The organism is Streptosporangium sp. NPDC048047 (assembly GCF_040653115.1).
Lineage (GTDB): Bacteria > Actinomycetota > Actinomycetes > Streptosporangiales > Streptosporangiaceae > Streptosporangium.
The window spans coordinates 1-20650 of record NZ_JBEZNH010000015.1 but is presented as its reverse complement, the minus strand read 5'-3'; the positions used below and the strand labels follow the sequence as shown (position 1 = coordinate 20650).

Here is a 20650-nt window from a genome sequence, read left to right as displayed (position 1 = left end):
GCGGATGACGCGGGTGATGTCGTAGACCGGCATGCTCAGAGCGTCGCCTGGCGAGCCCTTGCCCAGGCGACGGTGGCCTTCAGCCCGGTGGCGAGGTCGGTGTGCGGCCGCCACCCCAGCCCCTCGAAGGCGGGCGCCGGGTCGACCGCCATCGCCGGGAGGTCTCCCTGCCGCGCCTCGGCGAGCGCCGGCTCGTCGGGGGCTCCCGCCGCGGCCGCCACCAGCGCGTGCAGCTCGCGGTCGGTGGTTTGCAGGCCCGTGCCGAGGTTGAACCGGCGACCGCCCCCGGCCTCCCCGCAGGCGCGGACGAAGCCGTCCACCACGTCGTCGACGAAGATGTAGTCGCGGGTCTGGCCGCCGTCGCCGTACAGCACCGTGGGACGGCCGGACAGCAGCGCGTCGGTGAAGATGGCCACCACCCCGGCCTCGCCGCCGGGCGACTGGCGCGGGCCGTAGACGTTGGAGAGCACCAGCGTGGTGTAGTCGATGCCGTGCAGCGCCCGGAACGCCGCGAGGTACACCTCGGCGCTGAGCTTGGAGGCCGCGTACGGCGAGCGCGGGTCGGTCCGCGCGTCACCCGGTACCGGGATGACCTCCGGGACGCCGTAGACGGCGACCGAGGAGGCGAAGACGACCTTGCGAACACCGCCGTGGTGCGCCGCGTTGAGGACCGAGGCGGTTCCCTCGACGTTGAGGCGGGCGTCGTGCACCGGGTCGTCCACGCTCTTGCGCACGCTGATCTGCGCGGCGAGGTGGCAGACGACCTCCGGCCGCCACTCGGCGGCCAGCCCGGTCAGCGCGGGGTCGCGGACGTCCATCTCGTGGAGGGCGAACCGCGGGCTGCGCGCCGCCTCGGCGAGGTTGGCGCGGTCGCCCCCGGACAGGTCGTCGACGGCCGCGACGTCATGGCCGTCGGCCAGCAGCCGGTCCACCAGGTTGGAACCGATGAAACCCGCTCCACCGGTGACGAGAATCCGCATGCCGCCCCCACGATCGTTATGGCCATGGCCGTAGGAGAGATCCTAGGAGGTCATCCGGTCAGCTCGGAGCGGACCTGGTCGATCCGCCGCAGGACCTTGGCCCTCAGGTCCTCGGGCGCCCGGTCGCAGCCGCAGTGCTTGGCGACCAGCTGCTTGACGACCTGCTCCAGGCCGTACTCCTCCAGGCAGGGACCGCACTCGTCGAGGTGCTCGCGGATGTCGACGCACCTGCCGTCGTCGAGCTCGCCGTCGAGGTAGTCGTAGACCTTGTCCAGGACCTCGCGACAGTCCGTGCTGTGGGGCTTCCCGCAGCTCATGCGATCACCTCGCCCTGCTCGTCAGGGCCCGCGGGCGCACCCCGCGGAACCCGCTCGTCACGGCTCGCGGACACGCCCCGCGACACCCGCCGGCCGATCCGCTCACTTCGCGCCCTCCGCCGAGATCAGCCCGCGGTCGCGGGCGTAGTCCTCGAGCTGCGTCCGCAACTGGCGGCGGCCACGGTGGAGCCTCGACATGACGGTCCCGATCGGGGTGCCCATGATGTCGGCGATCTCCTTGTACGGGAACCCCTCGACGTCGGCGAGGTAGACCGCGATGCGGAACTCCTCGGGCAGCGCGGCGAGCGCCTGCTTGACGTCGCTGTCGGGGAGGTGCTCGAGCGCCTCGATCTCCGCCGACTTCAGCCCGGCGGAGGTGTGCGACTCGGCCCTGGCGAGCTGCCAGTCCTCGATCTCCTCGGCGCCCGACTGCTTGGGCTCCCGCTGCTTCTTGCGGTAGCTGTTGATGAAGGTGTTGGTGAGGATTCGGTAGAGCCACGCCTTGAGGTTCGTGCCCTCCTGGAACTGGTGGAAGGACGCGAACGCCTTGGCGAAGGTCTCCTGAAGGAGGTCCTCGGCGTCGGCCGGGTTCCTCGTCATCCTGAGCGCGGCGGAGTAGAGCTGGTCGAGATATGGCATGACATCCCGCTCGAACCGCGTGCTCCGCTGCTCCAGAGTCTCCTGGTCTGTCGCAGGGACCGGACCCACCCCCTTAAGATCGCCGGAGCCCTGCTGACGCGGGACTCCGTACTGAGCGGAGAATACCCGCTCGCCGGGAAGGGACCGGTCACCGGGGCGGGCCATGGGTTCGCTCAACGCGAGCATCGGCTTGCCTACCTCCGAAAGGATCGTTTGGTGTCCGCTGCAACATCCCCGACCGGTCACTTGTTCCCACAAGATGGAAGGTGACGATCAACCCGGTACGGGGAAAAAAATACGTACCGGCAGGTAGCCAGACCACCGGAAACCCCGACGCCAGGAGCCGCTCGTGCTGCCCATCCCGGCCGAAGAGCTGAACGGCACAGGAACCCTCGGCCCGTACTGGACCTTCTACCGCGCGGTCGCCTCCGAACAGCTGTCCCGCTGGCTGCCGGAGGGCCCGTCGACGGTCCTCGACCTGTCCGGCGGCCGGGGCCGCTGGTCCGCGCAGGCGGCCAAGGCGGGGCACCGGGTGCTGGAGGTGGTCGACTTCCGCCGCACCGGGGAGGGCCCGGCGCCGCTGCACGACGCCTCCCGGGTCGGCCAGGTCCGCTCCGACGACCTGCGCTTCCTGCCCGACGGCAGCGTGGACGCCGTGCTCGCCGAGGAGCGCGCGCTGTCGATAGAGCTTATGGCCGAGTCGGCGATCGCCGACGTCGCACGGGTGCTGCGGCCGGGCGGGCGGGCGCTGGTCAGCGTCGACTCCCTCGTGCTGGGCATGGCGATCCTCGCCGAGCAGAACTTCTGGGCCCACCTGCGCCAGACCGGCGAGGTCATGCTCGTGCCCTGGCCCGACGGCAGCATCACCCGCTGCTTCAGCAGCGCCCAGCTCCGCGAGCTGCTGACCGGCGCGGGCCTCGAGGTGGAGTGGATACGGCCGCGCACGGTGCTGTCCCCCTCGACGGTGGACCACGTGCTCGCCTCCGACCCGCGCGCCCTGACCTGGCTGGTCAACACCGAGCTGGACGCCCACCCGGACGACGACGACACCGTGGGCATCCACCTGGTCGCCAGCGCCCGCCGTCCCTGAGCCGCCCGCCGTCCCTGAGCCGCCCGCCGCACGGGCCCCCGGGCCGCCCGCCGTACGGCCGCGCTCCGCCGGGGCCCCGTACGGCCCGCGCCCCGCTCGGTCCTGGCCCGGGTCAGCGCCTGCGCTCGCGCCTGGACTGGCACGGCACGCAGCGTTCGGCCTCGGGCCGCGCCTGGAGCCGCCCCTCGGGGACGGTCGCGGCGCAGTCCACGCACAGGCCGTAGCGCCCGCCGTCCAGCCGGGCCATGGCCTCCACGACCGCGCGGCGGTGCTGGACGGCGGCCTCCAGCAGGGCGCGGTCGCGATCGGTCTCGGTCAGGACCGACCCGCCGTCGGGTCCGGAACGGTCCCTGACCGAGGGGTCCCCGCGCAGCACCGCGATGGACCGGTCGAGTTCGGCGAGCACGCTCTCCAGGCGCATACGCGCGGTCGCGGCGTCCACGGCTCCGCACCTCCGCAAAGGCAGGCGGCCTGTGAAGGGGGACCCCGACTTCTCCCGGCAGGCACGAAAGGGGGACGAGCCGCCGCGGCGGAACCCGGAGCCCGGAAGGCCCGGGAACCCCGCGGCGAAACTCGCTTTCCTCAGCGGATGCCCACTTGACGTGGTTTTTACACGTGTCCGCTACGGAGGGTTCTCAGAAGAGCACTTTAGAGTCACCCTCCCCCTCGCCGAGGGGCTCGATCAGCTCGGGGCCGTTGTTGCGCACCGAGTTGACCGCGGTGGAGACCGGGTACGCCGCGAGACCGGCCGATCCGGCCGGCACGAGGAACTCCCGCGCGTCGGCCGTCCCGGGATCGAGCCAGTCGGACCAGCGGTCACGCTCGATCAGCATCGGCATCCGGTCGTGGATGGCTCCCAGCTCGTCCTCGGCGGTGGTGGTGATGACCGCGCAGGTCACCAGCCACGCGAGCGGGTCGTCCTCGGGGCGGCCGCGGTCCCGCCAGAACTCGTACAGGCCCGCCATCGCCATGACCCCGCCGTCGGCCGGATGGATGAAGTAGGGCTGTTTCTTCGGCTTCTTCGCGGTCCCGGCGCCCTCGACCACGCCCCACTCGTAGTAGCCGTCCGCCGGGAGCAGGCACCGCCGCTCGGCGAAAGCCTTGCGGAACGACGGCTTCTCGGCGACCGTCTCCACCCGCGCGTTGATCATGCGCGCGCCGATGGACGGGTCCTTGGCCCAGGAGGGCACCAGGCCCCACCGCATCACCCGGAGCTGCCGGACCGGATGTCCCTCGGGTTCGTCCTTGGGCGCCCGGCTCAGCACCGTGTAGACCGGTTTGGTGGGCGCTATGTTGTAGTCGGGCCGGAGCTCCTCGTCGGCAGCCCCGTCGACCTCGACCTGGAACTCCTCAAGAAGCTGCTGCTTGGCCCGCGCAGACGCGTATCTCCCGCACATACCATCACCTTGCCACGCGTTCCGGTACGGGGTGGCGACACCCCGGTAGGCTTTGCACCATGTCCGCTCCGCTGTGGCCCGCGCCGACCGCCGCCGACCCCGTCCGCGCGACCGTCCCGCTGCCCGGTTCCAAGTCGGTGACCAACCGCGCCCTGCCCCTCGCCGCGCTGGCCGACGGCCCCGGCACCGTACGGCTGGCGCTGCGCAGCCGCGACGCCGACCTGATGGCCGCCGCGCTGCGCGCCCTCGGCGCCACGCTCACCCCTTCGGGCGAGACCGCGTCGAGCGTCGACTGGGAGGTCGTCCCCGGGCCCGTCACCGGCGGGGCACGGATCGACGTGGGGCTCGCCGGCACGGTCATGCGGTTCGTGCCGCCGATCGCCGCGCTGGCCGACGGGGAGGTCTTCTTCGACGGCGACCCGCACGCGCGCAGGCGCCCGATGGGCGTGATCCTGGACGCGCTGCGCGCCCTCGGCGCCGACGTGCGGGGCGACGCGCTGCCGTTCACCGTCCGGGGGCCGCTGACCGGCGGGGAGGTCACGCTCGACGCCTCCGGCTCCTCCCAGTTCCTGTCGGGCCTGCTGCTGGCCGCGGCCCGGTTCGACAAGGGCGTGACCGTACGGCACGCCGGCCCGCCCATCCCGTCGCAGCCGCACATCCGGATGACCGTCCGGATGCTGCGCGAGTTCGGCGTCGTGGTCGACGACTCCGAGCCGGACGTCTGGCGCGTCGAGCCCGGCCCGATCCGCGCCCGGGAGTTCACCGTCGAGCCCGACCTGTCCAACGCCGCGCCGTTCCTGGCCGCCGCGATGGTCACCGGCGGGTCGGTCACCGTCCCGGGCTGGCCCGGGGAGACCACCCAGCCGGGCGACCAGCTCCGCGGGCTGCTCGCCGACATGGGCGCCTCGGTCGAGCGCACGCCCGCCGGCCTGACCGTGACCGGCACCGGCCGCGTCACCGGCGTCGAGGCCGACCTGCGCGACGTGGCCGAGCTGACCCCGACGATCGCCGCGCTGGCGGCCCTGGCCGACTCCCCCAGCCGGATCAGCGGCGTCGCGCACATCCGCGGGCACGAGACCGACCGGCTGGCCGCGCTGGTCACCGAGATCAACCGGCTCGGCGGCGACGCGGCCGAGACCGACGACGGCCTGGTGATCCGGCCGCGCCCGCTGACCGGCGGGGTGTTCCACTCCTACGCCGACCACCGGATGGCCACCGCCGGAGCGGTGATCGGCCTGGTCGTGCCGGGTGTGGAGGTGGAGGACATCGCCACCACGGGTAAGACCCTCCCGGAGTTCGTCTCCATGTGGGAATCGATGCTGGGCGGCGGTGACGCCCCGTGACGGGCGGGAAGACCGGATCGGCCGAGGGCAGAACGAGGCGGGAAAGCTGAAGAAGCGGCAGTACGACGAGGACGACGTCAGGATCAGGCCGGGGAAGGGCTCCCGGCCCCGCACCCGTATCCGCCCGGCCCACGAGGACGCGGTCGAGGGGATGGTGGTGGCGGTCGACCGCGGCCGCTACACCTGCCTGGTCGAGACCGGCGACGGCAGGGGCCGCCGCCGCGGCAGAGGCGGTAAGAGCGGGAAGGGCGGCGGGGACGCCGCGGCGACCGGCCTGACCGTGGTCGCCATGAAGGCCCGCGAGCTGGGCCGCAAGGGGATCGTGGTGGGCGACCGGGTGGCCCTGGTCGGCGACGTCTCCGGCGCCCCCGACACCCTGGCCCGGGTCGTCCGCGTCGAGCCCCGCAGCTCGATCCTGCGCCGCTCGGCCGACGACACCGACGACGGTGACGGCGCCGGCGTCGAGCGCCCGGTGGTGGCCAACGCCGACCAGCTCGTGATCGTGACGGCCCTGGCCGACCCGCCGCCGCGCCCCCGCATGATCGACCGGATGCTGGTGGCCGCGTTCGACGCCGACATCGAGCCGCTGCTCTGCCTCACCAAGTCCGATCTGGCCCCGCCCGACGAGCTGGTCTCCCTCTACGCCCCGCTGGGCGTCCCGTACGTGGTGCTGCGCAGGGGCGCCTCGCTGGAGGAGATCCGCGAGCACCTGCGCGACCGGGTCAGCGTCCTGGTCGGCCACTCGGGGGTGGGCAAGTCCACCCTGGTGAACGCCCTGGTGCCGGACGCCAACCGGGCCGTCTCCCACGTCAACGCGGTGACCGGCCGGGGCCGGCACACCTCGACCTCGGCCGTGGCGCTGGAGCTGCCCGACGGCGGCTGGATCATCGACACCCCGGGCGTGCGGAGCTTCGGCCTGGCCCACGTGTCGGTGGAGACCGTCCTCGCCGGCTTCCCCGACCTCGTCGAGGGCACGGTCCACTGTCCCAAGGGCTGCACCCACCTCGACGACGACTGCGCGCTGGACGCCTGGGTGGCCGCCGGGCACGCCGACCCGGTCCGGCTGCTGTCCCTGCGCCGCCTGCTCGCCAGCCGCGAGGGCGCCCCCGACGACCTGCTCGCCGGCCGCGAGGGCACGGCCGACGACGAGCAGCCGGGCGGCCCGGACGACCGCCGCCGCTGAGCGTCCCCGAGCATCTCCGTCGGCCCCCGAGGCCGCGGCGGCTCCGGTGATCCTCCGTGTCCTCCGCACCGCGGCCGGGGGCGTCTCCCCGCGGGTTTGTGATCCGTCACAGGTTTGACCGCCGAGATTTACCACTCCCCACACTTCCCAGAAGACCGCCGTCAGCTCATGGTTTGAGAGAGACGTAGGCGATCACTGGAGTCCCCCTCATGCGCCGCCGCACCTTCATCGCGTCCTTCTCCGCCGTCCCTCTCCGCCCTCGCCCCCGCCGGAACCCCGCGGCGGCTCGCCCCGCGCGGAACCATGCGGCGGAACGCCGTGCGCGCCTCGTCCACGCCCGCGGGTGAGAGCCCGGCCCCCCTTTCTCTCCCTCTCTCCTCTCCCGGGACATCGCATCCCCTCCTCCCAGCTCGGCGACAGCCGACACCCCCCCGAAGGGAGTCCAGCGTGATCCGATCAGTGATCACCGCGCTCATCATGGTGGCCGCCACGACGGTCGCCCTCGTCTCGCCCGCCCGCGCCGCGGCCGGCGAGGTCTACGTGGCCCTGGGTGACTCGGCCGCCGCCGGGCCGCTGGTGCCCGACCAGGTGCTGCCCGACCTCGGATGCTGGCGCTCCAACCGCAACTATCCCCACCTCACCGCGCAGGCCATCGGGGCGTCGGTGTTCCGCGACGTCACCTGCTCGGGCGCCGACACCAAGGACATGTACGACCCGCAGCGCACCGACCTCGGCTCGGTGCCGCGGCAGCTCGACGCGGTCAGCGCGGACACCACCCTGGTCACCGTGCAGATCGGCGCCAACGACGTGGGCCTGACCGGGTTCATCGAGGACTGTCTCAACCTGCTGCCGCCGCCCGTCGGCGACGCCTGCAACGACGACTACGTGGTGAACGGGCAGGACGCCTGGCGGGTCAAGACCGACGCGCTGCGTCCGAGGCTGACCGCCCTGGCCGCGGACATCCGGGCCCGCGCGCCACGCGCCAGGATCTTCTTCGTCGGGTACGGGACCTACGCCCCGCCGAACGGCTGCTATCCGCGGGTCCCGATCATCAAGGCCGACGCCAACTACATCCGCGCCACCCTGCAGTACTTCAACCGGATGCTGGCCGAGCAGGCCGCGGCGGCGGGCGTCGGCTTCATCGACCTGGAGACGCCGAGCATGGGCCACGACCCGTGCGCCTCGTCTGGCACCCGGTGGATAGAGCCCTACGTCCCCGCCTCGCCGGCGGCGCCCTTCCACCCCAACGCGCGCGGCATGCGCGGCTTCGCGGACGTGGTGATCCCCGCGGTCAGCGGGGCGTGAGCCGCCTGGCCGCCAGCGCGGCTCCGATCCGCTGGAGCTGCGCCGGATGGGCCGGGTCGAGCCCGGTCAGGCTCACGGCCCGCCGCAGCCGGTAGTCGACCGTATTGGGGTGCACATGCAGCAGCTCGGCCGCGCGGCGGCGGTCGAGCCCGTTCTCCAGGTAGACCTTGAGCGTCCGGAGCAGGTCGGGGTTGTCCAGCAGCGGGTCGAGCAGGCCCGCCAGCTCGGCGGTGGCCGGGCTCGGCCGGGTGAGCTGGTACTCCAGCAGCACGTCGGTCAGCCGGTAGGCGCCCGGCGGGTGCCCGAAGGCCCGCGCCACCTCCAGGACCTCCTCGGCCGTCTTCGCGGCGGCCGGGACCTCGGCGGGGACGGCCCGTTCGGCCGCCGCCCAGACCGGCGCCCCGGCCGCCCGGGACATCTCCTCGACGACCCCGGTCGCCTCCGGCGCCTCGCCGGAGGCGACCGGGAGCAGCACGAGCCCGCCCGTCGCGTCGAGCACGAAGAGGACCTGCTCGGTGGCGTGCCGCTGCACGGCGGCCCTGATCCTGGCCAGTTTGCGCCGCGCGGCTATGGCCCCGCCGGGCTCGTCCTGTTTCTCGTCGGGGTGCTCGGCCACGAAGATCGCCATGACGAGGTAGGCGGGCGCCGGCCGTACGGCCGCCAGGGCCGCGGGGTCCCCGCCGAGCAGCGCGGAGACGGCGGCGTGCATGGCGTGCTGCTCCTGGCTGAGCATGCCCTCGCGCTCCCCGAGGTAGGCGGCGGACACGGCGGAGGTCACCGCCTCGGTGTAGGCGAAGACGAGGCGGTTCATGTCGAGCACCGCGGCGAAGTCGGCCGGTGTGGCGAGGGCGATCAGGTGGTCCCAGACCCGGCGGGCACCCAGGTGGTAGGCGGCCAGCAGGGCTTCGAGCGGCACCCGTTCCTGGGCCCGGCGCGCGGCCGAGGCGCGTACCGGGGCCAGTTCGGCGGGGAGGGGCGGGCGCCCGTGGCGGAACATCCCGCAGATCATCCGGAGGTTGTGCTCGGTGATCCAGGTGATGTCGCCGTCGAGCTCCTCCCTGGGCAGCCGCCGGTAGATGGGGATCTCTTCGACGAAGGCGCGCACGAGCTGCCTGGCCAGGCCGGCCGCCTGACGTTCCAGCAGCTCGTGCACGGGACATCCGGCCAGGACGAGCACACCTGTCACTGTCTCACACCGGGTTGTGATATCCACCTTTTCGGAGCATTTCGCACCGAACGGCCCACGTCGGCGGGGCGCCCCGGGGCGCCGTCTCCCGTGCCGGGCGGCGCGTCAGCGGTTGGGGCGCAGGGTCCAGGTGACGGTCATCTCCGACACCGGGGTGCCGTCGGCTGTGGCGATCCCGACGCCGACCTCGAACTCCGGGCGCCGCCCCGCGTCCAGTTCGGCCAGGACCTCCTCGCGGGAGGCGCGGAGACGGGCCTCGGCGACGACCTCGCCCATCGCGAGCTTCACATAGCGGATCGTCGCGCCCGCGGCCAGCGGGGTGGCCCGCGGCAGCTGGTCGCCGAACGCCGAGAGCATCGCGGCGCCGGAGGCGGACTCGGCGAGCGTGAACAGGGCTCCGGCGTGCGGGCCGCCCACGTGGTTGTGCAGGTCGGCGCGGTCGGGCATGCGGGCGACCGCCCTGCCCGGCTCCACCGTGTCGAAGGAGATGCCCAGCGTCCGCGCGAACGGCACGCTCTCCAGCATGAAGGTGCCCACGTCAAAGGTCATGCCCGGAATGCTACTGGCTGGTAACCCTGAACTCGACGGGGGATTTACGCGGTATCCGGCCGACTGACGACCCGCGACACAATTCCCCGCCTTGTTCCCCGGTCTCCTGTACCGGGCCGCCGACGCGATAGCGTTGCTCTCCGTGACGGGTTACAACGACGATCTACGCCTCGCGCACGTCATGGCCGACGCCGCCGACGACCTGACCCTCCGCCGGTTCAAGGCCGTGGACCTGCGGGTGGAGACCAAGCCGGACCTCACCCCGGTCAGCGACGCCGACCAGGCGGTCGAGGAGTCCATCCGGAGCACGCTGCGCCGCGCCCGGCCGCGCGACGCGGTGATCGGCGAGGAGTTCGGCAAGACGGGGTACGGCGTGCGGTCGTGGGTGATCGACCCGATCGACGGCACGAAGAACTACGTGCGGGGCGTCCCCGTGTGGGCCACGCTCATCGCCCTCATGGACGAGGGCAGGGTCGTCGTGGGCCTGGTGTCCGCCCCCGCGCTCGGCCGCCGCTGGTGGGCGGCCCGGGACAGCGGCGCGTGGACCGGCCGGAGTCTCAGCAGGGCCACCCGCTGCCGCGTCTCCTCCGTCTCCCGGCTGGAGGACGCCTCGTTCTCCTACTCCAGCCTCGGCGGGTGGGAGGAGGCCGGCCGGCTCCAGGAGTTCCTCGACCTCAACCGCTCCGTCTGGCGCAGCCGCGCCTACGGCGACTTCTGGTCGCACATGATGGTCGCCGAGGGGTCGGTCGACGTGTCCGCCGAACCGGAGCTGTCCCCCTGGGACATCGCGGCGCTGACCGTGATCGTCGAGGAGGCCGGCGGCACCTGGACCGACCTGTCGGGAGTCCCCGGCCTGGACGGCGGCAGCCTGGTGTGCAGCAACGGCCCGCTGCACGGGGACGTCCTCAAGCGTCTCGGCGGAGGACCGCTCACCCTGCCCGTCTGAGGAGACCGTGCCGCCGGATATGACCTGACGAATCAGGTCATATCCGTTTTTGTGAACCAGGCCACGTCTTCCCTCCGACGGTGACCGTAGAGGTTCATTCTCCGTTCACCTTCGTACGGGCTTCGAGTCATCTTGCCTCCCTACCGTCCTTGAGTGTTGAAGGACTTAGTGGGAGGAACCCAACCGTGAAGTATGCAGGCCGGCTCGCCGCGGTCACCCTCGTCGGCGCGCTCTCGCTCGCTGCGTGCGGCACCGATAACAACAGCGCCGACGGCGGCACCTCCAGTGCCGCGGCTCCCTCCGCCGGGTCGGACGCCGGTCTCAGCGGCACGATCAACGCCGCGGGCTCGTCGGCGCAGGCCAACGCCATCGACGAGTGGAAGAAGAACTTCCAGCAGACCAACTCCGGCGTCAGCGTCAACTACCAGCCGAGCGGCTCCGGCGCCGGCGTGCAGGCGTTCATCCAGGGCACGGTCGCCTTCGCGGGCTCCGACTCCGCCCTCAAGGACGACAAGAACGAGCCCGCCCAGGCCGACGCCCGCTGCAAGACCGGCAAGGCGATCAACCTGCCGATGGTGACCGGCCCGGTGGCCGTCGTCTACAACCTTCCGGGCGTCGAGGGCCTGCAGCTCTCCCCCAAGACCCTGGCGGGCATCTTCAACAGCAAGATCACCAAGTGGGACGACGCGGCGATCAAGGCTGACAACCCGGACGCCAAGCTCCCCTCGACCCCGATCCAGGCGTTCCACCGCGCGGACGAGTCGGGCACCAGCGACAACTTCACCAAGTTCCTCTCCAAGACGGCCGGCTGGCCGTACGAGCCCGCCAAGGCGTGGCCGGCCGAGGCCAAGGGCCAGGGCGCCAACGGCTCCGACGGCATCGCGCAGGCCGTCAAGGGCGCCGAGGGCGCGATCAGCTACGTGGAGCTCTCCTACGCGGAGAACTCCAGCCTGACCAAGGCCAAGGTCGCCAACGGCTCCGGCGAGTTCGTCGAACTGACCCCCGAGAGCGCCGCCAAGACGGTCGAGGCCGCCGAGGTCGCCGGTCAGGGCAACGACCTGAAGCTCGACATCGACTACGCCACCAAGGCCGCCGGCGCCTACCCGATCGTCCTGGTGACCTACGAGATCACCTGCGAGAAGGGCCTGCCCGCCGAGGACGCCAAGCTGGTCAAGGCCTTCCTGACCTACACCGCCAGCGACGAGGGCCAGAAGGCCCTGACCGGCCTGGGCTACGCCCCGCTGCCGGCGTCGCTGCTCACCAAGGTCCGGACCGCCGTCGAGGCGATCTCCTAGGGTCATGACGGCTACGACTCACACCCGCGACGGCGGATCGGCCCTGGGCCGGTCCGCCTCGCGGCGCAGCCGGGGCGAGGCCCCCTTCCGCTACGCCGCCATGGGCGCCGGAATCCTCCTGCTGGCGATCATGGCGGCCATCGCCGTCTTCCTCATCGTCGAGGCGATCCCCGCCCTGCGGGCCAACACCGGCGGCTTCCTCACCACCCAGACGTGGGAGCCGAACGCGACCCGGCCCAGCTTCGGCATCGCCGCCCTGGCCTTCGGCACCGTGTTCAGCGCGCTCCTCGCGCTGGTCATGGCCGTCCCGGTCGCCGTGGGCGTGGCGCTCTTCATCTCCCACTACGCCCCCCGCCGCATGGCCGGCGTCCTGGGATACGTCGTCGACCTGCTCGCCGCCGTCCCCAGCGTCGTCTACGGCCTGTGGGGCATCACGTTCCTCGCCCCCTTCATGGTGGCCCCCTCGAACTTCCTCCACGACCACCTGGGCTTCATCCCGCTGTTCGGCGGCGACATCGTCGCGGGCCGCTCGATGCTGACCGCGTCGATCGTGCTCGCCGTCATGATCCTGCCGATCATCGCGGCGATCTCCCGCGAGGTGTTCCTCCAGGTCCCCAGGGCCCACGAGGAGGCGGCCCTGGCCCTCGGCGCGACCCGCTGGGAAGTGATCAGGATGGCGGTCCTGCCGTACGGGCGGCCCGGCGTCATCAGCGCGGCCATGCTCGGCCTCGGCCGCGCCATGGGCGAGACGATCGCGGTCGCGCTCATCTTCCAGGCGACGTTCGACATCAGCTTCCGGATCCTCACCCCTCAGGGCAACAGCATCGCCGCCAACATCGCCAACAGGTTCGGCGAGGCCACCCAGATCGGCCGCGGCGCGCTGATCGCCTCGGGCCTGGTGCTGTTCGTCATCACCCTGCTGGTGAACACGGGCGCCCGCCTCATCGTCGCCCGCCGCAAGGAGTTCTCCGGAGCCGCCGCGTGACCACGCACACCGTCCAGCACGTCTCGGCCGGCCGGCGCATCAAGGACCGGCTGGCGCAGTCCCTGGTATACCTGGCGTTCGCCGTCGCCGTCATCCCGCTGATCTCCGTCCTCTGGCTGGTGATCAAGAACGGCCTCGCCCGGTTCGACCTGGACTTCCTGACCCACTCGATGCGCGGCATCGGAGCCCGGGACATCGGGGGCGGCGCCTACCACGCCATCCTCGGCACCCTGGAGCAGGTCCTCCTCGCCTCGCTGATCTCCGTCCCCGTCGGCCTGCTCACCGCGATCTACCTCGTGGAGTACGGCCGCGGCGGCCGGCTGAGCCGAATGATCAGCTTCTTCGTGGACGTCATGACCGGCATCCCCTCGGTGGTCGCCGGCCTGTTCGTCCTCGCCTTCTGGGTCCTGGCCCTGGGCATGCCGTTCTCCGGCTTCGCCGGCGCGCTCGCCCTGTCGATCCTGATGATGCCGACCGTGGTCCGCTCCACCGAGGAGATGCTCCTGCTGGTCCCGAACGACCTGCGCGAGGCCTCCTACGCCCTGGGCGTGCCCAAGTGGCGGACCATCCTCAAGGTCGTGCTCCCGACCGCCCTCACCGGCATCGTGACCGGCGTCATGCTCGCCATCGCCCGCGTGGCAGGGGAGACGGCCCCCCTCATGCTGACGGTCTTCTTCACCGACTCCATCAACTCCGACCCGTTCAACGGGCCGCAGATGGGCCTGCCGCTCTACGTCTTCGACCAGGCGAGGCGTCCGACGGACATCGCCGTCGACCGCGCGTGGACCGGAGCGCTCACGCTCATCGTGATCGTCATGCTGCTCAACCTGGTGGCGCGCCTCATCGCCTGGTGGCGTTCGCCGGCCAGGGGCCGATAGGAGGAACCCGTAAATGAGCCAGCAGATCCAGGTCTCCGGCCTCGACGCCTACTACGGCAAGCACAAGGCCATCGAGGACATCTCGATGACCATCGAGCCCAACACCATCACCGCGTTCATCGGCCCCTCGGGCTGCGGGAAGTCGACCTTCCTGCGCACGCTGAACCGCATGCACGAGGTCATCCCCGGCGCGCGCGTGGAGGGCAAGGTCCTGCTCGACGGCGAGGACCTCTACGGCTCCGGCATCGAGCCGGTGTCGGTGCGCCGGATGATCGGCATGGTCTTCCAGCGCCCCAACCCGTTCCCCACGATGTCCATCTACGAGAACGTCGCGGCCGGCCTCCGGCTCAACGGAAGGCACTCCAGGTCCGAGGTCGACGGCATCGTCGAGACCTCCCTCAAGGGCGCCAACCTGTGGAACGAGGTCAAGGACCGCCTCGGCAAGCCCGGCGCCGGCCTGTCCGGCGGCCAGCAGCAGCGCCTGTGCATCGCCAGGGCCATCGCCGTACGGCCCGAGGTCCTGCTGATGGACGAGCCCTGCTCCGCCCTGGACCCGATCTCCACCCTGGCGATCGAGGACCTGATGGCCGAGCTGAAGAGCAGGTTCACGATCATCATCGTGACGCACAACATGCAGCAGGCCGCCCGGGTGAGCGACCGCACCGCCTTCTTCAACCTCGCCGGGCAGGGGCAGCCGGGCCGCGTCATCGAGATGGACGAGACCTCCCGGATCTTCACCAACCCCTCCCAGAAGGCGACCGAGGACTACATCACCGGCCGCTTCGGGTGAGCAGACCGCACCGTCCGGGCGAGCCGGCCACGCCGTCCGGGTGAACCGACCGCATTGGAGGGACCGGGTGACCCAGCCGCAGACGGCACCCGAGGTGAACGGGGACCCCCGGACGGCGCCGCTGCTGCTGGTGGCCGATCCGGAGACGTCTCTGGTCCAGGGGCTGTCCGACGCCCTCGAACGCGAGGGCGTCGAGGTCACGGGCGTGACCGACGGCGCCCAGGCCCTGTTGCAGGCCGGCGCCCTCCAACCCGACGTCGTGCTGGTCAGCGCCTCACTGCCGGTCATCGGAGCGGTGGAGTTCGTCCGCGCCGTACGGCTCGCCCGGACCGTCCCGGTGCTGCTCGGCGTGGGCGAGGGGCACGCCGAGCAGGCCGTGCAGGCGCTCGCCGCCGGAGCCACGGCGTGCGTGGCCCGGCCGTACCGGGTTCCGGAGCTCCTGCCCCTGGTGCAGGGCGCGTTCTCCGGCGAGCCGGGAGGCCGCCGGACGCTCGTCGTCGGCCGGGTGGAGCTCGACGTGAACGCCTACCTGGTCAGGGTGGACGGCCGCGCCGTCCACCTGCCGCTGCGCGAGTTCGAGCTGCTGCACTACCTGATGCGCAACGCCCACCGTACGGTGACCCGCGAGCAGATCATGCGCCACGTCTGGAACTCCACCGAGAACACCTCGACCAACACGATCGCGGTCCACGTCAAGCGTCTGCGGGCCCGGCTCGGCGACACCGACGACCGGCTGATCCAGACGGTGCGCGGGGTGGGCTACCGGCTGGTCGACAGGACGGCCCAGGACCGGCCCGTCGGAACACCGTGAGCGTGGACGGCGGACGGTCCCGGCCCGGCTCGTGACCGGCCCGGCGGGGCGTCGCAAGGAGGATCCTCAGCCGATTCCAGCCCGGCCGGGGCGGGCAGGGGGCACGAACGCGAACGGCCGGGCCGTCGGCGAGGGGGGCCGTCGGCGATCCGGCCGGATCGTGGGTGACCGCTCAGCGGGCGCCGGCGATCAGTTTCGCGATGGAGTCGTCGTCGCAGTCCGCCCAGAACCCGCCGACCACGTCCTCCAGGTGCTCCAGCGAGTCGGCCCGGAACAACACATCCTGATATTTCGTGATGTCGTACTTGGTGGTGCCCATGGCGGCCAGGTCCAGCGGCCGGATGTCCATGCCGCGGAACTCCTCGATCTCCCCGTAGGAGGACAGGATGCCCGCGCCGTACGCCCGCAGCTCGCCCTGGTCGGTCATGACGCCGAACTCCATCGTGAACCAGAAGATCTTGGAGACGAACTCCAGGGCGTCCTCGCTCTCGACCCGCCGCGCCGCACCGCCGGCCAGCCGGTAGAGCCGCGCGTACCGGTCGGAGGCCAGCGCGTTGGCGTGCCCGATCACCTCGTGGATCACGTCCGGCTCCGGTGTGTAGAGCGGCGTGGAGTGGTGCCGGATGTACTGCGTCGAGTGGAAGAACCCGTCCGCCAGCACACCGTAGAAGTCGCGGAGCGGCACCAGCCCGGCGGCCGGGAGGTACCGGAATCCGGTCAGCGGCTCCAGCAGCTCGCTGACCTCCTGCAACTGCGGAATGCGGTCGGTGGGCAGCCGCAGCCGCTCGACCGCGTCCAGATACTCCGCGGTCGCGTACTTATGATGCTTGACCGCCAGCTCCCTGCTCACCAGCGCCCACACCTCGTGTTCCTGCCCGGTGTAGTCGGCCGTGGGGATCGGCGCGCCGGGAACGTGGTTCACGGCGAGGCCGGCGATGGCGTTACGGCGGGCCCGGTAGACCGGGTCGGAGAAACCGGGGTGGCTCGCGGCGAGCTCGACCTCGACCGTGCCGTCGTCGCGGGTCGCCACCGGTGCGAAGTACTGCGCTTCCTCGAACATAAGGAAATGACAGCAATTGCGCGAATCATTGGCAAGAGCGAGCAGTTGTAGTGGGCGTTTCGCGCATGAATGCGAGCTCATATCTGGTTTCGACTGGTCATATCGCCTAGTCTGATGCGGTGCCGATCGACAGGCTGGACAGCCGCCTCCTGATGACCATGCGCGCCCACCCCCGCGTCGGCCTCACCGAGCTCGCCCGTCTGCTCGGCGTGGCCCGCGGCACCGTCCAGGCCCGCCTCGACAAGCTCATCGCGCGGGGCGTCATCACCGACTTCGGGCCCACGGTCACCCCCGAGGGCGCCGGATATCCGATCCTCGCCTTCGTCTCCCTGCAGATCGCCCAGGGCCGCCTGGCGGAAGCCGTACGGGCGCTCGAAGCGGTCCCCGAGATCCTTGAGGTGTACGGCACCAGCGGCCAGGCCGACCTGCTCTGCCGGGTGGTCGCCCGCAGCACGCCGGACCTCCAGGAGGTCATCGCCCGCATCCTGACCTCGCCGGCGATCCAGCGCTCGGACACCACGATCGCGCTGTCCGTACAGGTGCCGTACCGGATCGAGCCGCTGCTGGACGCCTCACAGGGTTGACCCCGCGGGAGCCGCGCGGGCGAGCCCCGGCGGATCCCTCTTCGGCAGGCTCAGGTGAGAAGCACCTGGTCGAGGACATGGTCGCCGATGGCCGCCATGCCGGGGGCGTCGGCCGAGTGAGCGGCCAGGGCGGTGCCCATGACGAGGGCCCAGCCCCGCGCGCGCTCCCAGGTCACCTCGTCGGCGTCCACCCGTGATCGGAAGACCTCGCGAGCGTCCTCCTCGAACACGAGCCACGCGGCGGCGAGGTCGGTGGCGGGATCGCCGCTGGTGAGGTCGCCGAAGTCCAGGACGGCCGCCAGCTCCTCCCCGTCGGCCAGGAGGTTTCCCGGGTGCGGGTCGCCGTGGAGCCAGAGCGCGGGGCCCTGCCAGGGCGGGAGGGCGGCCAGCTCCTCCCAGAGGGGGAGAAGCTCGGCTGATCGGGGAATGGACCGCAGGCGTCGCCGTACCGCTTCGTCGCGGTCGGCGAGCGGGACGCCGCGGACGGGGTTACGCGGTGCGTCGGATGGTGCGGGCCGGTGGAGGTCCGTCATGAAACCGGCCAGCGGAACGGCGATGCCGGAGCGGGCGGGCGGCGGCACCTCGGCGACCGTACGGCCTTCGAACCAGGGCGCGATCGTCCACGGCCACGGGTAACCCTCACCGGGCACGCCGACCCTGACGGGCACGGGCAGCGCGGTCTCGACGTACCCGGCCAGGACCGGCAGCCAGCGTTGCTCGTTGACGATGAGGTCGACGGCGACCTGGCGGCGCGGCAACCGTACGGACAGGTCCGCCCCCAGACGGTAGATGACGTTGTCCCACCCGTTGGCAATGAGGGTGAGCGGGCCCGCCAGGTCCGGGTGCTGCGCACGGATCAGGCGGTCGACGAGGTCGGCGTCGATGTCGGCTTCGGCCGCGGGGGTGTTCACGCGGCAACGATAGTGCGGCACGGCCCTGACAGACGGGGGCGCTTCCGTGGCGCGCTCGGCGACCGGTACGAGAACGGCCCGTCCGCCGGCCGGGGAACCGCGTTCCGCCCGATGACGACGGCGCTTCAGCGCCTCGGTCCACATCACGGTGGACGTCGTCGGGTCAGAAGATCCGATCGAGCGTCGGCTGACCGCCCGTGCAGACGGCATGACTCCGCCTCTCCGGCACCGGGAACAGCGGAGCCGCGCCAGGCGCCCCGCGAAGGTTTCCCTACTCATTTTTGAGTACTCGTCATTGACTTCCTCTCCTACTTGTATTTGAGTACTCATATGCGAGCTACACGCCTCTTCATCCTCGGCGCACTGGCCGACGGCGGCCCCATGCACGGCCACAGGATCCGTACCGCCGCGCAGATCGACCGGGTGGAGCTCTGGGCGGACGTCAAACCCGGCTCGCTCTACGGCGCGCTGCGCCGGATGGCCGACGAAGGCGTCGTCGAGGTGGTCCGCACGGAGCAGGAGGGCAACCTCCCGGCCCGCACCGTCTACGCGATCACCGACAGAGGCCGGACGGAACTGCTCTCGGTGATCAGATCGGTCCTCGCCGACACCGGCCTGCGACCGGACCCGATCCAGCTGGTACTGCTCCACGGCGGTCAGATCGACCCCGGGGAGCTGCTAGCGGCCGTCCGGCAGCGGCGCGACTCCTACGCGACGCAACTCGGCTTCTGGCGGAACCTGCGTCTCGAAGCCGATCGGCACCTGACCAGGCTGGAGGCCATCGCCTTCGAGCAGACCCTCATGCGGCTCGAAACAGAGGTGGCATGGCACGACCGTCTGCTGGCGGAACTCGCCGACGCGGCGGAGCAGACCTGAAACCCGGGCCCGCCGAGAGCGGGCCCTCACGGAAGGGAGGACCCCCATGTCCTCTGGACTGTCCTCTGGACGCTTGGACGTCGCCGTGATCGGCGGCGGGATAGGCGGGCTCTGCCTCGCACAGGGCCTGAAGCGGGCAGGCGTGAACGTCACCGTCTACGAGCGCGACCTCTCACCCGACGCACGGCTCCAGGGCTTCCGGCTGAACATCGAGCCGACCGGAAGCACCGCCCTGCACGCCTGCCTGCCACCTGTGCTGTGGGAGACACTGGTGGCCACGGCGGGCGCCTCGGGGTCCGGGATCGGTTTCCTCGACGAGCGGATGCGGCCGCTGGTCCTGATCGGCGAGGACCGCCCGGAGGGGGACCCGCTGGACCCCGCGACCGGTGAACACGCGGTCAGCCGCGTCACACTGCGCAAACTGCTCCTCGCCGGCCTGGACGACGTCGTCCGCTTCGGCAAGGAGTTCACCTGCTTCACCCGGAACACCGACGGGACCGTCACGGCGGAGTTCGCCGACGGCACCGCCGCCACCGCCGACGTGCTCGTCGCGGCCGACGGGACGAAGTCCCGGGTATGGGCGCAGCTCCATCCCTCGGCCGGCCGTGCCGAACTGCCCGCGACAGCCGTGGGCGGCAAGCTCTTCCTCACCGATGAGAACCGGCGCTGGTTGCCGGAACGGCTGCTCGCCGGCAAGAACGCCTTCTGGCCACGGCGGGATTTCCTGTTCACCGCCGTCTTTCACAGGCGAGAGAATCCGTCGTCGATCATCGAAAGGCTCGGCGAACGGGTACGGGCCCTCGGCCTGGACCCGGAACACCTGCTGGCGGAGTCGCATGACGATGACTACGTGCTGTGGGCGTTCATCGCGCATCGCGACTCCCTCCCCGCGGGCTTCGACCCGGCCGGGGCGTCGATGAAACCTTCCCAGGTGCAGGAACTCCTGACCGAACGGACGGAGGGCTGGCACCCCGATCTACGCCGGCTGATCAGCGACTCATCCCCGGACACCCTGTTCCCCACCCGGTTCAGCGCCGCCGAGCCGCTCGATCCCTGGGAGACCGGGCCCGTCACAGGGCTGGGGGACGCCGTCCATCACATGCCGCCGGTGGGCGGGCTGGGAGGCAACACGGCGCTGCGCGACGCGCAACGGCTCTGCACCGCGCTGGTCACGGCGGACCGAGGGGAGAGACCCCTGCTTCAGGCCCTGCACGCCTACGAGGCGGACATGCTGCGGTACGGGTTCCGGACAGTCCGCGAGTCGGTACGCAACACCGAGGCCGCCATCACCCGCAATACGATGAAACGGTCCGCGAGCCGCTGCTTCTTCCGGGTCTGCGGAGCCGTCCCGCCTCTCGGACGCGCGGTGTTCCAGGGACGCTGAGAGGCACGGTCCGCCTCGACTCACAGACCGTTTCAGCAGGAACAGAAAAGGGCCGCTTCCCCGGATTCACCGGGGGAGCGGCCCCTTTCTTTTGCCCGGCCCCCCCGGACCGGCCAGCCCCACCCCCCGAAAACATGCACA

General features: G+C 71.5%; 22 protein-coding genes. 13 read left to right on the top strand and 9 right to left on the bottom strand.

The window, feature by feature from the left end; genetic code table 11:
* Positions 1–35 precede the first annotated feature (35 nt).
* From AB0D67_RS15675 to AB0D67_RS15665, 3 genes are all read right to left on the bottom strand, one after another.
* A complete protein-coding gene (locus AB0D67_RS15675; RefSeq protein WP_362934859.1) occupies positions 36–980 on the bottom strand; it encodes an NAD-dependent epimerase/dehydratase family protein in 945 nt (314 codons plus the stop codon).
* Positions 981–1030: 50 nt separating this feature from the next.
* Positions 1031–1297 carry a mycothiol system anti-sigma-R factor gene (gene rsrA / locus AB0D67_RS15670; RefSeq protein ID WP_362934856.1) on the bottom strand — a complete coding sequence of 89 codons (267 nt, stop codon included), beginning with the start codon at positions 1295–1297 and terminating at the stop codon, positions 1031–1033.
* A gap of 102 nt (positions 1298–1399) precedes the next feature.
* A complete protein-coding gene (locus tag AB0D67_RS15665) occupies positions 1400–2122 on the bottom strand; it encodes a sigma-70 family RNA polymerase sigma factor (RefSeq protein WP_362934853.1) in 723 nt (240 codons plus the stop codon).
* A 163-nt stretch (positions 2123–2285) separates the two neighbouring features.
* Between AB0D67_RS15665 and AB0D67_RS15660 the strand changes: the two genes are divergently transcribed.
* The gene (locus AB0D67_RS15660) at positions 2286–3026 is read left to right on the top strand and encodes a methyltransferase domain-containing protein (RefSeq protein ID WP_362934849.1); all 741 of its coding nucleotides are present in this window, start codon (positions 2286–2288) and stop codon (positions 3024–3026) included.
* Between the two features lie 112 nt (positions 3027–3138).
* Here AB0D67_RS15660 and AB0D67_RS15655 read toward each other — a convergent pair whose 3' ends face one another.
* Together AB0D67_RS15655 and AB0D67_RS15650 are read right to left on the bottom strand one after the other, a co-directional pair.
* Complete coding sequence (locus AB0D67_RS15655; protein WP_362934846.1) at positions 3139–3468, bottom strand: TraR/DksA C4-type zinc finger protein; 330 nt, start codon at positions 3466–3468, stop codon at positions 3139–3141.
* A 193-nt stretch (positions 3469–3661) separates the two neighbouring features.
* Positions 3662–4423, bottom strand: coding sequence for an SOS response-associated peptidase (locus AB0D67_RS15650; RefSeq protein WP_362934843.1), 762 nt, complete (start codon positions 4421–4423; stop codon positions 3662–3664).
* A 59-nt stretch (positions 4424–4482) separates the two neighbouring features.
* On the opposite strand from AB0D67_RS15650, the gene aroA reads away from it, so the two are divergent.
* The 3 genes from aroA (at position 4483) to AB0D67_RS15635 (ending at position 8254) form a co-directional block, all read left to right on the top strand.
* Complete coding sequence (gene aroA, locus AB0D67_RS15645; protein WP_362934841.1) at positions 4483–5766, top strand: 3-phosphoshikimate 1-carboxyvinyltransferase; 1284 nt, start codon at positions 4483–4485, stop codon at positions 5764–5766.
* A 46-nt stretch (positions 5767–5812) separates the two neighbouring features.
* A complete protein-coding gene (gene rsgA, locus AB0D67_RS15640) occupies positions 5813–6949 on the top strand; it encodes a ribosome small subunit-dependent GTPase A (protein ID WP_362935239.1) in 1137 nt (378 codons plus the stop codon).
* Positions 6950–7396: 447 nt separating this feature from the next.
* Positions 7397–8254, top strand: coding sequence for an SGNH/GDSL hydrolase family protein (locus AB0D67_RS15635; RefSeq protein WP_362934839.1), 858 nt, complete (start codon positions 7397–7399; stop codon positions 8252–8254).
* Here the strand turns inward: AB0D67_RS15635 and AB0D67_RS15630 are convergent.
* Both AB0D67_RS15630 and AB0D67_RS15625 read right to left on the bottom strand, forming a co-directional pair.
* Positions 8241–9431 carry a helix-turn-helix domain-containing protein gene (locus AB0D67_RS15630; RefSeq protein WP_362934836.1) on the bottom strand — a complete coding sequence of 397 codons (1191 nt, stop codon included), beginning with the start codon at positions 9429–9431 and terminating at the stop codon, positions 8241–8243. The genes AB0D67_RS15635 and AB0D67_RS15630 overlap by 14 nt on opposite strands.
* Before the next feature lie 114 nt (positions 9432–9545).
* Positions 9546–9989: a DUF4442 domain-containing protein gene (locus AB0D67_RS15625; RefSeq protein ID WP_362934833.1), complete on the bottom strand. Its 444-nt coding sequence runs from the start codon at positions 9987–9989 to the stop codon at positions 9546–9548.
* A gap of 142 nt (positions 9990–10131) precedes the next feature.
* Between AB0D67_RS15625 and hisN the strand changes: the two genes are divergently transcribed.
* The 6 genes from hisN (at position 10132) to AB0D67_RS15595 (ending at position 15694) form a co-directional block, all read left to right on the top strand.
* A complete protein-coding gene (gene hisN / locus AB0D67_RS15620; protein WP_362935236.1) occupies positions 10132–10935 on the top strand; it encodes a histidinol-phosphatase in 804 nt (267 codons plus the stop codon).
* A 185-nt stretch (positions 10936–11120) separates the two neighbouring features.
* The gene (gene pstS / locus AB0D67_RS15615) at positions 11121–12230 is read left to right on the top strand and encodes a phosphate ABC transporter substrate-binding protein PstS (protein WP_362934830.1); all 1110 of its coding nucleotides are present in this window, start codon (positions 11121–11123) and stop codon (positions 12228–12230) included.
* Positions 12231–12234: 4 nt separating this feature from the next.
* Positions 12235–13215 (top strand): phosphate ABC transporter permease subunit PstC, encoded by a 981-nt coding sequence (pstC, locus tag AB0D67_RS15610; RefSeq protein ID WP_362934827.1) that lies wholly within the window; start codon positions 12235–12237, stop codon positions 13213–13215.
* The gene (gene pstA / locus AB0D67_RS15605) at positions 13212–14093 is read left to right on the top strand and encodes a phosphate ABC transporter permease PstA (protein WP_362934824.1); all 882 of its coding nucleotides are present in this window, start codon (positions 13212–13214) and stop codon (positions 14091–14093) included. The genes pstC and pstA overlap by 4 nt, the downstream gene beginning before the upstream one ends.
* Positions 14094–14106: 13 nt before the next feature.
* Complete coding sequence (pstB, locus tag AB0D67_RS15600; RefSeq protein WP_362934821.1) at positions 14107–14883, top strand: phosphate ABC transporter ATP-binding protein PstB; 777 nt, start codon at positions 14107–14109, stop codon at positions 14881–14883.
* Positions 14884–14950: 67 nt separating this feature from the next.
* On the top strand, positions 14951–15694 hold the full coding sequence (locus tag AB0D67_RS15595) for a response regulator transcription factor (RefSeq protein ID WP_362934818.1): 744 nt from the start codon (positions 14951–14953) through the stop codon (positions 15692–15694).
* Positions 15695–15866: 172 nt separating this feature from the next.
* On the opposite strand, the gene AB0D67_RS15590 is transcribed toward AB0D67_RS15595, so the two are convergent.
* Positions 15867–16754, bottom strand: a complete 888-nt coding sequence (locus AB0D67_RS15590) for a phenylalanine 4-monooxygenase (protein WP_362934815.1) — start codon at positions 16752–16754, stop codon at positions 15867–15869.
* Between the two features lie 119 nt (positions 16755–16873).
* Between AB0D67_RS15590 and AB0D67_RS15585 the strand changes: the two genes are divergently transcribed.
* Positions 16874–17338, top strand: a complete 465-nt coding sequence (locus AB0D67_RS15585; protein WP_362934812.1) for an Lrp/AsnC family transcriptional regulator — start codon at positions 16874–16876, stop codon at positions 17336–17338.
* A 50-nt stretch (positions 17339–17388) separates the two neighbouring features.
* Here AB0D67_RS15585 and AB0D67_RS15580 read toward each other — a convergent pair whose 3' ends face one another.
* A complete protein-coding gene (locus tag AB0D67_RS15580) occupies positions 17389–18249 on the bottom strand; it encodes an aminoglycoside phosphotransferase family protein (RefSeq protein ID WP_362934809.1) in 861 nt (286 codons plus the stop codon).
* Between the two features lie 330 nt (positions 18250–18579).
* Here AB0D67_RS15580 and AB0D67_RS15575 point away from each other — a divergent pair, with 330 nt between their 5' ends.
* Entirely contained in the window at positions 18580–19125 is a 546-nt protein-coding gene (locus tag AB0D67_RS15575) for a PadR family transcriptional regulator (RefSeq protein ID WP_362934806.1), read from the top strand.
* A 46-nt stretch (positions 19126–19171) separates the two neighbouring features.
* Positions 19172–20509, top strand: a complete 1338-nt coding sequence (locus AB0D67_RS15570) for an FAD-dependent monooxygenase (protein ID WP_362934803.1) — start codon at positions 19172–19174, stop codon at positions 20507–20509.
* The last annotated feature ends 141 nt before the right edge of the window (positions 20510–20650 follow it).

Bases quoted from the DNA above. Each gene is read 5' to 3' on its own strand.
- AB0D67_RS15650 (WP_362934843.1), bottom strand. From the start codon at position 4,423: ATGTGCGGGAGATACGCGTCTGCGCGGGCCAAGCAGCAGCTTCTTGAG.
- rsrA (WP_362934856.1), bottom strand. From the start codon at position 1,297: ATGAGCTGCGGGAAGCCCCACAGCACGGACTGTCGCGAGGTCCTGGAC.
- AB0D67_RS15675 (WP_362934859.1), bottom strand. From the start codon at position 980: ATGCGGATTCTCGTCACCGGTGGAGCGGGTTTCATCGGTTCCAACCTG.
- AB0D67_RS15570 (WP_362934803.1), top strand. From the start codon at position 19,172: ATGTCCTCTGGACTGTCCTCTGGACGCTTGGACGTCGCCGTGATCGGC.
- aroA (WP_362934841.1), top strand. From the start codon at position 4,483: ATGTCCGCTCCGCTGTGGCCCGCGCCGACCGCCGCCGACCCCGTCCGC.
- AB0D67_RS15625 (WP_362934833.1), bottom strand. From the start codon at position 9,989: ATGACCTTTGACGTGGGCACCTTCATGCTGGAGAGCGTGCCGTTCGCG.
- pstB (WP_362934821.1), top strand. From the start codon at position 14,107: ATGAGCCAGCAGATCCAGGTCTCCGGCCTCGACGCCTACTACGGCAAG.
- pstC (WP_362934827.1), top strand. From the start codon at position 12,235: ATGACGGCTACGACTCACACCCGCGACGGCGGATCGGCCCTGGGCCGG.
- AB0D67_RS15665 (WP_362934853.1), bottom strand. From the start codon at position 2,122: ATGCTCGCGTTGAGCGAACCCATGGCCCGCCCCGGTGACCGGTCCCTT.
- AB0D67_RS15575 (WP_362934806.1), top strand. From the start codon at position 18,580: ATGCGAGCTACACGCCTCTTCATCCTCGGCGCACTGGCCGACGGCGGC.
- AB0D67_RS15590 (WP_362934815.1), bottom strand. From the start codon at position 16,754: ATGTTCGAGGAAGCGCAGTACTTCGCACCGGTGGCGACCCGCGACGAC.